At 57.6% G+C, this 11,811-nt stretch carries 13 protein-coding genes; 7 read left to right on the top strand and 6 right to left on the bottom strand.

Going from position 1 to position 11,811, the window contains the following annotated elements:
• Nucleotides 1–69: 69 nt before the first annotated feature.
• From J3D54_RS30410 to J3D54_RS11960, 3 genes are all read right to left on the bottom strand, one after another.
• Nucleotides 70–285, bottom strand: a complete 216-nt coding sequence (locus tag J3D54_RS30410) for a type IIL restriction-modification enzyme MmeI (RefSeq protein WP_367399649.1) — start codon at nt 283–285, stop codon at nt 70–72.
• Between the two features lie 33 nt (nt 286–318).
• Nucleotides 319–516 (bottom strand): DNA methyltransferase, encoded by a 198-nt coding sequence (locus J3D54_RS30405; RefSeq protein ID WP_367399648.1) that lies wholly within the window; start codon nt 514–516, stop codon nt 319–321.
• Nucleotides 517–871: 355 nt separating this feature from the next.
• On the bottom strand, nt 872–1,114 hold the full coding sequence (locus J3D54_RS11960) for a hypothetical protein (protein WP_253418245.1): 243 nt from the start codon (nt 1,112–1,114) through the stop codon (nt 872–874).
• A 295-nt stretch (nt 1,115–1,409) separates the two neighbouring features.
• Here J3D54_RS11960 and J3D54_RS11955 point away from each other — a divergent pair, with 295 nt between their 5' ends.
• From J3D54_RS11955 to J3D54_RS11925, 7 genes are all read left to right on the top strand, one after another.
• A complete protein-coding gene (locus tag J3D54_RS11955; protein ID WP_253418242.1) occupies nt 1,410–2,150 on the top strand; it encodes an SDR family NAD(P)-dependent oxidoreductase in 741 nt (246 codons plus the stop codon).
• A gap of 214 nt (nt 2,151–2,364) precedes the next feature.
• A complete protein-coding gene (locus J3D54_RS11950) occupies nt 2,365–3,354 on the top strand; it encodes a hypothetical protein (protein ID WP_253418238.1) in 990 nt (329 codons plus the stop codon).
• On the top strand, nt 3,354–4,592 hold the full coding sequence (locus J3D54_RS11945) for a hypothetical protein (RefSeq protein WP_253418235.1): 1,239 nt from the start codon (nt 3,354–3,356) through the stop codon (nt 4,590–4,592). The genes J3D54_RS11950 and J3D54_RS11945 overlap by 1 nt, the downstream gene beginning before the upstream one ends.
• 3 nt (nt 4,593–4,595) lie before the next feature.
• On the top strand, nt 4,596–5,219 hold the full coding sequence (locus J3D54_RS11940; protein ID WP_105343554.1) for a 2OG-Fe(II) oxygenase: 624 nt from the start codon (nt 4,596–4,598) through the stop codon (nt 5,217–5,219).
• 64 nt (nt 5,220–5,283) lie between these two features.
• Nucleotides 5,284–6,183 carry a DMT family transporter gene (locus J3D54_RS11935; protein ID WP_105343552.1) on the top strand — a complete coding sequence of 300 codons (900 nt, stop codon included), beginning with the start codon at nt 5,284–5,286 and terminating at the stop codon, nt 6,181–6,183.
• Between the two features lie 93 nt (nt 6,184–6,276).
• On the top strand, nt 6,277–7,059 hold the full coding sequence (locus tag J3D54_RS11930; RefSeq protein WP_253418232.1) for a class I SAM-dependent methyltransferase: 783 nt from the start codon (nt 6,277–6,279) through the stop codon (nt 7,057–7,059).
• Nucleotides 7,060–7,132: 73 nt separating this feature from the next.
• Nucleotides 7,133–7,441: a hypothetical protein gene (locus tag J3D54_RS11925; RefSeq protein ID WP_253418228.1), complete on the top strand. Its 309-nt coding sequence runs from the start codon at nt 7,133–7,135 to the stop codon at nt 7,439–7,441.
• Nucleotides 7,442–7,455: 14 nt separating this feature from the next.
• Here the strand turns inward: J3D54_RS11925 and J3D54_RS11920 are convergent, their stop codons facing one another.
• The 3 genes from J3D54_RS11920 to J3D54_RS11910 all read right to left on the bottom strand — a co-directional run bounded on the left by J3D54_RS11920 (nt 7,456) and on the right by J3D54_RS11910 (nt 11,811).
• Complete coding sequence (locus J3D54_RS11920) at nt 7,456–8,886, bottom strand: PLP-dependent aminotransferase family protein (RefSeq protein ID WP_105343546.1); 1,431 nt, start codon at nt 8,884–8,886, stop codon at nt 7,456–7,458.
• Nucleotides 8,887–9,381: 495 nt separating this feature from the next.
• Nucleotides 9,382–10,188, bottom strand: coding sequence for a YfaP family protein (locus J3D54_RS11915; RefSeq protein ID WP_253418225.1), 807 nt, complete (start codon nt 10,186–10,188; stop codon nt 9,382–9,384).
• Nucleotides 10,189–10,191: 3 nt separating this feature from the next.
• A complete protein-coding gene (locus tag J3D54_RS11910; protein ID WP_253418222.1) occupies nt 10,192–11,811 on the bottom strand; it encodes a DUF2300 domain-containing protein in 1,620 nt (539 codons plus the stop codon).

The raw sequence follows: 11,811 nt of genomic DNA, 5'->3' as shown, positions 1-11,811 counted from the left end.
CGAATAATTGTAATCGAAAGGTGATAGGAGCGAAACAATTAGCAACACTCAATCAGAGAAGCCCCCACCTCAGGGAAACAAAGGAGGCGTCTCAACACTCAGTTTTCCTCGCTCGCTGCCAGACTTGCGATACTCAACGATTGCGTCAAGGCGGCTTTTAACAGAGGAAATTGATTGGGCAAGTTCAGCGTGGACATCCTCAATCCAGAGACAAGATCTCTCAACTCCGTTGATGAACTCCATTGAACCCATAATCTTCCTGACAAGTACCGATGCTTCGGGGATGACTCTTTAGAAGGTAATCTCTTTCATCGACAGTCAACATAAAGTTTCCTTTGCCCCAAGGGATGTTACCAGCGTGTAAATGCGCTTCGGCTTGTTGCTCCGCGTTGATACGCCAACAACTATACAAATCACATTGGCGTTATGGCCTGCATTGTTCGACCAGTAAAAATTCTGGTAAGCAAAGAAAATCTCTTGCTCTCTCGAAAAATTTGGCGACCCTTCACTCGCAATATATTCGGACGCCTTCCAGAGCCAACCCGCAATGTAGTCCTTTCAGCTGAGCGGATTACACCCGTCGCACCTTCCACTGATGTAGCAGCGTGGCTGGATGCGGCAGCACAAAGAATAAGCGTCGAAATAACAGCTCATAGCGAGTGTCGCATCATCAAATCCTTATGAGTGATTGCAAAGTCAGCACGTCTGCCTGGTATGAGGGCGCATTGGCGGCCATCGCCAGCAGCGGCTCAACGGTGGCGAAGATCAGGCGCAGATTCAGCGACACCAGAATGAAGCCGGCTCACAGCAGCCATTGTTGGGACACGAGCGCAGCCGCAACCATGCGTCGAACAGGGTCGTGGCGTACTCGTCAGCACTGAAACCGAACGCGCGAGGCCCCGAGTAACCGTGCGATCTGCCCGGCCATCGAACCAATGGCGCCAGCGCCGCTGGTGACGAACACCGTGTCGCCCGGACGCACCTGCACGCATTGCGTCAGTGCTGCGTAAGCGGTCCAACCGTGCCCCAACCAGGCGGCGGGGTCGACGGTCGGCGTGTTCACGACCTTGCATTGCGTGGCCGGCACCACCGCGTACTCCACGCTCTCAGCCACCTCCACGCACAGGTCGCCGCCCACAAGCCGGCTTTTTAATGCCTGAAATAAACTCCTCCCTGTCCCACCCCCCTTGGCAAAGCCTGTCACCAAGCGTCGATCCGCACGCCAGCACCCTCTCGAGAAACCGCCTCCTCAACTGTCATGGTCGCGCAACCATACAGTTCGTTGCCCACGCCTATCGCCGTACCGGTACTTCCTTCGCCAAGCTCCCTAATCTGCGGGTGTTCATCAGGCACCCACGCTTCAGCCCGCCAATGACCCCAAAAAAAATACAATAGAAAAGGAGTTTCAATTGAACACTGATGAAACAGTGGTTGTCACCGGAGTGACATCAGGTATTGGTCTGGCCTGTGCCAGGAAGTTGATCGAACAGGGAAGCAAGGTAGTTGGAATCGGGCGCAGAACCGAGCGCCTCAATGCATTGGCCGACGAATTGGGTGAACGTTTTTATCCCCTCAGCTGTGATGTGCGTGACATCGACTCACTCAACACACAGCTGAAACAACTCCCCGATGCATTTGCCGCCATCAGCAAACTCATCAATAGCGCCGGCTTACTTCAGGGACAAGGGACGTTACTGGAAGTCTCGGATGTTCAAATATCCACCATGCTGGAGACCAATGTTCACGGTTTGATCAATGTCACTCGGGCGGTATTGCCAAAACTGATAGAAAGCGGTTGCGGGCACATTATTAACCTGACTTCGATTGGCGCTCACTATCACTATGTCGGCGGCCATGTCTATGCCGCGTCCAAGGCCTTTGTCGACCACTTCGGACAATGCCTGCGCACCGAACTGGTGGGGTCTCGGGTCCGGCTGACCAACATTGCCCCCGGGAAAACCCGCTCAGAATTTGCCTTGGTTCAATTTGCCGGCGATCAAGCCAGAGCCGACCGGGTGTACAGCACCCTGACGCCGCTTGAGCCGATGGATGTTGCCAACTCGATCCTCTGGGCCCTGCATCAGCCCACCCACGTCAATATTAATCTTATTGAACTAATGCCTGCTGATCAGGAACTTTCGTACCGGTGATCCCATGAGCCAATCTCTTGCCCATTACTATGTCAGAAACAAACTCACACACAAGTTGATCAGCAAGCGTGTGCTGTCACCTATTTCACTTTCCCAGCAGCCACCGGCTGACTTGGTGCAGGCACTTTGTATTGAAAGCGAAGTGTCAAAATTGTCAGCTGTTTATGCCCAGTTCCAACACTCGGACGATGGCCAGACGGGACTTCCTCGTTACATGCCGTTTTATCGTTTCATTCAGTCCAAATTCCCTGGTTTTCAATGGCAGGTCCGTTCCACTCAAGGCAAGAAAACCTTGATTCTGGACAAGCCGTACATTAACCAGAGCCGGCCTTCGCTGCTGAACTTATTGTTGTGCGCCATCAACGACAACACCGCCACGACGCCGGCCTTGAAAGTGCGATACCCCGCCATGCGAGAACTGCCGGACGAATTGGTGGTGGATCTTGAGCAGGCCTTTGAGCGCTTGTCATTTGCCCAATCAGCCCCGCACTTTGTCGCGCGTTTTGCCCAGGCCCTGGCCAAGGGACTGGCCGGTGAAACCATTACCCTGGTCTCCCCGGTGTGCCCTGATTACGGCTACGAAAACAAGAATGGTCGCCTGCGTTACACCTTCGAACATCTGGGCGAAGGTATCGGGCTGGTCGCCGGACGCGTGGTCAAGACCCTGCCTGACCTGCAAGCCGTGCTGAAAAAGCATGGCATCGATGCCCGGATCGCCGTGGCGGCCGGGGATTTTGAAGGGTTTGACGCCAGTACCCTGAACCGTCTCAAGGAAACACGCGAAGGCTTCGCTCGCAAACTGCGAATCAGCCAGCAGAAGATCCTCGACGTTCTCGGCCCTGACGCCGAGTCGATCATGATCGCCGAAGCTGCCGGTGGCGAGGACTGCTGGCACGCACTGACGACTGAAGCTCAGCAGCGCCTGGCACATCAGGACAACGGCTGCATCGTTGAGGACGATCTCGACTATGCCTCCATTTTCAGTGCACGACTGCCGCTCTATCAGGCCTGGCATCAACAGCGCAGCAACGAAGAACTGATGCAGATCCTGTATGCCCAGGGTGCGGAGTATGCAGCCATCGGCAAGGTGTTTGCCCAGCAGTGGACCAACCCGATTGTCATCGGGGCGGATCACAATCGCATGCAACCCTTCTATTGGCTGTACAGCACCATTCCCGTCCTCTATCTGACCAGGGTTTACTGATGAGCCCTCGTGAAAGTGCAGGTCAATGCACTCACTACTGTCAGTACGGGCCACAGGGCGATGTCCGCGCCAGCTATGCCCACCTGCCCTTCCAGGGTTTCTGGACCTGGCTGACCGGCAAGGGTCAGGCGCTCACGCCCGAGGCGTTAAAGCGCGCAATGAATGAGAACAGTGAGCGCTTTCTGGTGGTTCATTTGCTGTTCACCTGGTCGGTGATGATCGCTCTGGTGATGCTCGGCCAGGCCGTTCTGGAGGGTGCCTTCTCCACGGGTACGGCGGTGCTGCTGGTGCTGGTGGGCTGGGTCCTGATGGTTAACCGCTTGCGCAGTATGCAAGCGACCTTCCACTACTTGACCCATGGCGCGGTGCTCAAGGACAAGGCTCGTGCACAGCGCTATGCCAGACTGTTTCTGACCACGCCGCTGCTGTACCAGGACTGGGACACCTATAACCAGAGCCATGTGCGCGAACACCACAATATCCACGTGTTGTGTTCTGACACGGATCCCGACCAGCGTTTTATCCGCGAGCAAGGGTTCTACCCGGGGATGCCTGAAGCGGTCTACTGGTGGCGGGTTTGCTGCACGCCCTTTCGCCCCGTTTACCTGATGCGCCAATGGCGTGGGACGTTGCTCGACAGCTTTGTTCGTCTTGACCGTCGTGAAGCGCTGTTTCGCTGGGCCTTCTGGGGTGTATTGCTGACGCTGCTGTGGGCGACAGGCGGGTTGCAAGCCTTTGGCTTGATGTATGTGATCCCGCGCGCAGTGCTCTTCGAGCACTCCATGTGGCTGCAATTGTTTACCGAGCACCTGTGGTTCTACCACCGGGACGCTCACAGCACCGAGAAAAGCCATTATGGCCGACTGACCTGGGGTCGTTTCCAGGGCCGTACACCACCAGAAAGCGGGGTCGTCGCCCATGCCGCCTGGGCACTGAAGTGCGTGCTCTACGACCTGCCGGTGCGCTTGTATGTGTACCCGCAAGACTTGCCCAACCACGACGCGCACCACCGTCGCCCCAACATCCATTACCGGCATATCGCCAATTATCGCGCCAGTGTCGAGCAACAGCCCTCGCCTTATGGCCCGTTCCTCGAAGTCTGGGGGTTCATGGCGGGGCTGTACCTGATTCGCGACCATTTGTGCCGAGGGGTGGTCGAGCCTTTTACCCCTCGGGAATCTGCTTCTCTCAACACCCAAAACAGCCTGTACCCAACGTCCACCTCTCAAGGAGTCTGAGCAATGCAAGAGACGATTCAAGCTGCGAACCACGAACTGCAGAACAACGCCTACGCCTCCCTCAAAGCCTCACAGCTGTTTTCTCAAGAAGACCTGGAGTACATGGAAGCGGCGTGCCAGGTCATCCCCAAAACCATCATCGAAATCGGCGATGTGGGCGAAGAAAACTTTCTCGCGGTGGGACGCTTCATGGAGGACCAAAAAGGCCAGTTGCCCGTGTATCGCAACGATCCCTACGGCAAACGTGTGGTGGAGATCCTCTCTTCGGGAAAAAGCCGTGAGTTCTTCAACGGCATCATGGAAGGCGAGTGCTTTATCCGTCGCTGCCAGTCCAACCTGCTGGAAGCCGGCAACTTCATCGGCAAGCACATCGATACCTACAGCAACCTGGAATACCGCTACTCCGTGGTGATTCAGTTCGGCAAGCAATACGAAGGTGGCGAGTTTTTCATCGAGCATGAAGGACGCGAATCGCAATTTAAAACCGGTTACGCCGATGTGCTGATCAATCGCTGCGAGATCCCACACGGCGTGCGCAAGGTAGAGAGCGGCACGCGTTCGTCCCTGGTGTTTTTCCTGAGCACCAGCCCATTGGACAAACCCAACCTCAACAACAAACAAATCTGATCGGTAGGTGCGTCCGCCCTTGCAGGGCGGACGTTCGACCGGCGAAACCAGAAGGAAACGTCCCATGACGCAAACCAACGTAGCCAGCTTTCAAGAAACAAAGAATCAAGACCTGCAAGCCTATTTCCTGGGGCTCATTTCGGTCGCGGCCTTCGCCATGACCTTACCGGCGGCGAAAATGCTCGCTGGCGACCTCAGTGCCCTGCAAGTCGGGTTCTTCCGGTCGGTGTTGGCTGCGTTTGCGGCGATTCCCTTTTTGCTTATCGGCCGAGCAAAGATTCCCAACCGCTCGCAAATCAAGCGGATGTTGCTGACGTCCACCGGGATCGTTTATGGCTTTCCGATCCTCACCGCGCTCGGCATGCAATACGTTCCGGTCAGCCATGGCGGCGTGGTACTCGCTGCACTGCCGCTGTCCACTGCGATCTTCGGTACCCTCATCACAGGCACTCGCCCATCCAAAATGTTCTGGGCGGTCTCAAGCCTGGGCTTCCTGGTGGTGATGGCCTACACCGTCATCAAATCGAATGTCTCGGACATCTATATCGGCGATCTGGCGCTGCTGGGCGCCGTGCTGCTGGCCGGTTTTGGCTACGCTCAGGGCGGTGCACTTTCCAAGGAACTGCCGGGCTGGCAGGTCATGTGCTGGACCCTGGTCATCAGCCTGCCTGTGCTGCTTCCGGTCAGCCTCTGGCTCTATGACAGCCAGACCATCGCCAATCTGCCTGCACAAGGGGTCGCTGCCCTGCTGTTTCTGGCCCTGATCAACTCGCTGCTGGGCTTCTTCTCATGGAACCGCGCCCTGGCCCTGGGTGGCATCCAGCGCATCAGCCAACTGCAGTTGCTGCAACCGTTCTTCACGTTTGCCTTTTCGATCTTCCTGATGGGCGAGTTGTGGAACTGGCTGACCCCGGCCGTCTGCGCCATCGTCATCGTGCTGGTCTGGTTGTCCAAGCGCATCTGAACAGGGCCGCGCGCTGGCTAACCAGCGCGCGGCACCTCCAAGGGCTTTCAACCAGGCTGTTACACCCTCTCCACCCCAGACGGAAACCCGTTCATGACTTCTTCGAGCTTTTTTCGTCCCACCGCTGAACTTCAACAATGGGACGCCTCGCAGTATGCAAACAATGCCCGTCTCGTCGCTCAGCTCGCCAACGGCGCGGTGGAACTGTTGGCCCTCAAGGCTGGCGAGCGGGTCTTGGACATCGGTTGTGGCGATGGCTACCTGAGCGAGCAACTGGCTAGGCAAGGCGCTGAGGTGGTGGGTTTCGACTACAACCCGGAGCGGGTGAAAGCTGCACGTTTGCGCGGCCTGGATGTGAGGTTGGGTAATGCCGAAGAGCTGATCTTTCACCATGAGTTCGACGCAGTGTTCAGCAACGCCGCCATGCACTGGATGCGACGTGCCGATCAAGTCGCCCATGGGGCCTTTATGGCACTCAAACCCGGTGGACGTTTCGTCGGTGAGTTCGCCGGTGCCGAAAATGCCCTGCTGATCCGACGGGCGATCCACGGCGCCCTGGAGCGCCGATCCGTCGATGCGCAAGACATTGAGCCCTGCTACCTGCCCACCGCCGGTGAATACCAACAGGTGCTGGAGAACACGGGGTTTCACGTCAGCTTCATCAGTTGGTTCGAACGACCCGTGGTGCTGGATTACCCCATTGCCCAATGGATACAAACCTTTGGCAGCCCCTACCTGACAATGCTGCCGGTTGAAGCCCGCGCGGATTTTCTGGAGGAGATGACGGAGGAATTGGCCAATGACCTGCTGGACTCCGATGGCCGATGGACGGTGGATTACACGCGTCTGCGTTTCAGAGCTGAAAAAAAGGCATAGCCCCACAGAACCTGCCTGAAAAAGAGCGGCACGTTGGATCAATCAGCCATGCCGTCGAACTGGAATTAACGATATGTCTATAAAAACCAATGGATTAGCGTTGAAGACTTTTTACACCGACGCCCGGGTGTGGTCGAACCAGGACGGCAAGCCGCTGTTCTGGATCGATGACATCAGCCTGGCCGTTAACGGCTCGGAAATCGTTGAGGACTCTCTCATACAATCACTGCGCGACAATGATGAAGTCCAGATCCTCAACGGCGTCATCTACTCTTATGAAGACTTGGGGGAAGTGGCCACCCTGGCGGAGTACTTCAGAAGCTGGCAAGACACCCGTGACGCGCCGCCGGGCAGCAAGATCGACAAGCAAGCATCAGGCTGACCCGGGGCCAAGTCTCAAACGCTGTGTTCGGTGACTCCACGGGCTATTTCGCTGCCGGTCTGGGCATCGATGAAACGCTTGAACTGGATGTCATTGCAGTGGCTGACGTTCAGGCGAATATATTGATCGTAATCCCGGGTGTTACTGAACAACGACCCTGGAGCCAGAAAGATGCGGGCGTCATGGGCCCGTTCGATCAGACGGCGAATATCCACCTGCGCGGGGAAACGCCCCCAGAGAAACAAACCATCCACGCTGGGTTCATCAAACACCACGCCCACCTTGCCCAACCACTCCCGCGCCCTGACACGCTCCTGCATCACCCGCTGGCGCAGAACATCCAAATGATGTTGATAGCGCCCGGATTCCAGGGTGTAAGTCACGATGGTTTCGTCCATGGATGAGCCGCACAACAGGTTGTACATCTTCTGCTCCACCAGACGCTCGACAAAGGCTGGTGGTGCCGCCACATACCCAAGACGCAAGGCAGGACTGAGCACTTTGCTGAAACCGCTGATGTAAAACGTGCGATTCAAACCGTCCAGGCTGGCCAGTCGAAGTGTTTGCTTGGCGGACAACGAGCCGAAAATATCATCTTCAACGATATGAAAATCATACTTCTCGGCCAGCGAAAGAATCTTGAACCCCTTGGCCGGAGAGGTATTGCCGCCCGTAGGGTTGTGGATCAGGGTCTGGGTCAGAAACAGTTTCGGCCGGTACTTGATCAGCATGGCCTCCATGGCCTCCAGGTCCGGACCATCCCCCATTCGTGGCACCGTGATGATGTTGAAATCCCGTCCCTTGATCAGCTTCAACTGCAGCAACAAGTAGCTCGGGTCTTCGACCAACAGGTAATCACCGGGCTTGAGCATGACATTGCGAATCAGCGAGAACGCGTGCGTAGCCCCCACCGTCACCACAATCTGGTTGCTGGAGGCATCGATTTGAACCTCTCGCAACTTGCGCGCAATCACCGAGCGCAATTGCTGACTCCCCGCAGCGGGTGCCGGAACGCTGCAAGACAGCGTGTTACGTATCAGCCGTCCGGTAACAGAAACGGGTACAGCGTCAGCCAGCCAGGACGGAGGAAAGTAACCTGAACTGACCGGGATATCGTATTGGGAAGGGTCCAGCGCGCGGTACAGGAACCCCGCATGCAGGCTGGACGGCGGGATCAACTCGTCCAGGTCCTTGAGGCTTCCCGCAGGACTGGTCGCGAGAATGAAGTAACCGGCCCCGGGTCGAGACTCGATAATGTGCTGCGCCACGAGGTCCTCGTACGCGCTGCTCACCGTAAAGTTACTGACGCCCAGTTGTTTGGAGAGCGCCCTGACCGAAGGCAACCGACTGCCTTGAACCCATTGGAAAGATTCAATACGGGCAATAATTGCATTTCGAATCTGGTCCACTAACAGCGTCTTGCTGCTGCGATCTATCTCAAACATCTCATTCCCTTAATGAACAACCGCCACCATGGTCTTCCTGATGCCTGGCAAGAGCAGGCCGGTGATCGACAGGCCATCGTGCAAACACTCGCGTGCGAGGCAGCAACCTGGAATTTTTGTAAGCAAAGTTTACGCCAGTGCTCGAAAAATACCTTGTCTATTCCGTCGAATAAACGCTCGGGGATGAGAATGGGTATTCATGGGGGTTATGGACATTGCTGCAGTTCAATCAACTCAGTATGACCGCCAGCGATGAACACCTTGTAGCAGCTGGCAAAGCCTGCGTCCGGCTGCGAAGCAGTCGTAAAATCAGGCGACCGGTTCTTTCAGAAGGACCGTGTACACCGTATATGCGAGGACTTCGTCCTCGAACGCAGCCTCGCGGGCTCGGCAGCTGCTACGGATTGGATAAAGTCTGCTGGCGAATGTTGATTTGTCTCGCCCCAACGGGAAAACACCAAGCTAATAGTCTCAGCACTGCCGAGACTATTTCATTCACGGATAACTAAACCCCTTAACCAACGTCAACTCCCCCACCGCCCGCATCGGCACCAGGAACGTCTCCATTTTTTCATCAGGCGTCCCCTCCTCCGTAATCACCGTCACTTGCGCGGTGGTCAGCGGCTGAACCGCATCCTCCTGCCCTTCGTCATCACTGCGATACCCGCCGCCGTAGTAGTTCACGTACACCAGGTATTGCCCCTTGATCGGCGCCGGCATGGCGAAAATTTCCGGGCCGTAGCCGGTGGTCACGTCCACATCCAGCACCGCACCATTGGGCGCGACGCGATCGCCGTACCAGATGTGTGCGCCATCGGGGGTGATGAGGTGCAAGTCCAGATCCGTGCCGTCGCTGTCCCAGGACAGCAGCACACGCAACTTGGCCGGGGTGGCGCCGCCGTTGGCATTGAGGAACTGCGTGCGGTGGCGTTGCTGGCCATCGGGGCTGCGGACTTCAACACTGTTGCTGCCTTTGGGGAATGAGAACGGGCGATCGAAGCGGCCGGCGGGGTCAATTTTCAACGGCATGCTGACGCCGTTGACGATCAGCTTGCCGGGTTCATTGCCCTTGGGGGTGGATTGGATCTGGCCGGTAATGCGCGCCGTGTTGGCCTGGCCCACTGGGGTGTTAACCGATGAAGCCGGGTAATTGACGGTCTGACGAAAGTTTTCGCCTTCACCTTCGGGCGCGCCAGTACGCCAGCCGCCAATGGGCGTATCAAGTTTGACGGCGGCAAATGTCGCCGGCAGTACGCAAAAAGCGCAAAGGAACAGCAAGACCTGTGGATAACGGAGTTTCATGGCCTATTCCAGCAAGAGGTGGCGGGCGAGCCCTTCGATGTAGGTTTCATCCTGGCCGTTGGGGTGTGCTTCGAAGGCCAGGTGCAGGTATTCGTGGGTCAGGTCGAGGCGGTCTTGCAACGACAGCACGCCGCGCACGTAAATGCGCTGGCGTTCGCGGTCGACAAACGGACGACCAAAGGCCAGGCGGCAGACGGCAAAGGTGCTGACTTCGTTGTAGCCAACTTCGCTTTCGAGCCGTTGGCGCCAGCCGCGACGCTGGTTTTGCAGCCAGTCTTGCGCGGCGGGCAGTGCTTCGCAGGAGGCGACCGGGTTGTCCCAGCGGCTGAGGCTGGCGCGCGGGTAGGCGTGTAGCAGGATGGCGTCGTAGCGTTGGCCGGCATTGGCTTGTTCGACGGCTTGCTGCCAGGAGAGTTTGTCCGGCCCCGGTTGGTCGGAGTGATAGGTGACGGCGGTGCCGGCCAAGACCAGGTCGCTGGTCCACGCCGCGATGTTGCGCGATTCGCTGGCGGCCGGGCGCGGGGCGACGCGCTGTCGACTGCTGCTGTCGTCGATGCTCAGGCAGTCGCCGTTGCGGGTGGCGTTTTGCAGCAGATAGGTGCGGATCGCGACGGCCAGGGCTTTGGCCGCTTCGACGGGTTCAGGTCTGGCTTCGCGCTGCAAAACGCGGGCGACGTACTCTTCACGATCGAGGCGGGCGACAAGTTTGTCTTTGAGCAAGAACAACTCGCCATCGCTGTGGATATCGAGTTGATTGCCATTGGCGAACTCGACGCGGTAGTCGCCTTGCAAAGGACCGGGCGCTAAAACGCGATCCCCCGACAGCACGCGTTTTAGTGGATAACGCGCGAACAGGCCGACCTCAACGCACTTGCCCGCCTCGGCAGGCCACGACGAGGGCAGCACCGTCGCCAGCGCCTGACCATAATGGCGCAAAACCATTTGGCTGGTGCCGCGCCCACCGGCCCAGATCGGTGTGCCGTCTACCGTCCAACCCGCGAATCCGCCTTGGCGCGACGAAGGGTCCTGATCCGCCAGCCAGCTCCAGGTTTTCACCCGCAACTGGCCACCGAGTTCACCCACGACGTTACCGTCAGCGGCGTTGAGCACCACATCGAGCAACACCTTTCGGGCTTGATCCTGCGCCGGCATCACGGCCAACACCTTCAGCAACTCAGCCACCGGAACCCGGGTTTGCGGTTGCAGCGACGGTAAATCCAGCAACCATTTCGGCGCTTGTCTGACCTGCCAATACTCGCGCCACTGTGCGCTGGCAATGCCAAGGCGCGCAGGCTCAAAGTACAAGCCGCAAGACTTCACCAACGCCTGATCGCGCCCGATCGTGCCGCCCGCCGTGCAGCAATAAACCTCTTCCTTCGATTGCCCGCGACACTCATAAGCCGGCTCACGTGCGCCGGTGTCCACCAGCCAGCCGTAGACAAACAGCTTCCACACGCTGCCCAGCGGCGTCTGCAAATCAGCGGGCAATGGCTCACGCGACATCACCTGAGTCTGGCTCAACGCAAGCAATTCACCCTTGAAGCCCAGGCGCAGCGGCTCGTCCTGCGCTGTCGCCAGCGCAGGGATCAAACACAGCAACCACCAGACCAGACACCGGGTCAT

Source organism: Pseudomonas sp. GGS8, assembly GCF_024168645.1.
GTDB lineage: Bacteria > Pseudomonadota > Gammaproteobacteria > Pseudomonadales > Pseudomonadaceae > Aquipseudomonas.
This window is presented reverse-complemented; position numbering and strand designations above follow the sequence as displayed.

Excerpts from the sequence above, each read along its gene's own strand:
- J3D54_RS11950 (WP_253418238.1), top strand. The coding sequence starts at position 2,365 with ATGCCGTTTTATCGTTTCATTCAGTCCAAATTCCCTGGTTTTCAATGG.
- J3D54_RS11945 (WP_253418235.1), top strand. The coding sequence starts at position 3,354 with ATGAGCCCTCGTGAAAGTGCAGGTCAATGCACTCACTACTGTCAGTAC.
- J3D54_RS11940 (WP_105343554.1), top strand. The coding sequence starts at position 4,596 with ATGCAAGAGACGATTCAAGCTGCGAACCACGAACTGCAGAACAACGCC.
- J3D54_RS11935 (WP_105343552.1), top strand. The coding sequence starts at position 5,284 with ATGACGCAAACCAACGTAGCCAGCTTTCAAGAAACAAAGAATCAAGAC.
- J3D54_RS11930 (WP_253418232.1), top strand. The coding sequence starts at position 6,277 with ATGACTTCTTCGAGCTTTTTTCGTCCCACCGCTGAACTTCAACAATGG.
- J3D54_RS11925 (WP_253418228.1), top strand. The coding sequence starts at position 7,133 with ATGTCTATAAAAACCAATGGATTAGCGTTGAAGACTTTTTACACCGAC.
- J3D54_RS11920 (WP_105343546.1), bottom strand. The coding sequence starts at position 8,886 with ATGTTTGAGATAGATCGCAGCAGCAAGACGCTGTTAGTGGACCAGATT.
- J3D54_RS11915 (WP_253418225.1), bottom strand. The coding sequence starts at position 10,188 with ATGAAACTCCGTTATCCACAGGTCTTGCTGTTCCTTTGCGCTTTTTGC.
- J3D54_RS11910 (WP_253418222.1), bottom strand. The coding sequence starts at position 11,811 with ATGACCCGGTGTCTGGTCTGGTGGTTGCTGTGTTTGATCCCTGCGCTG.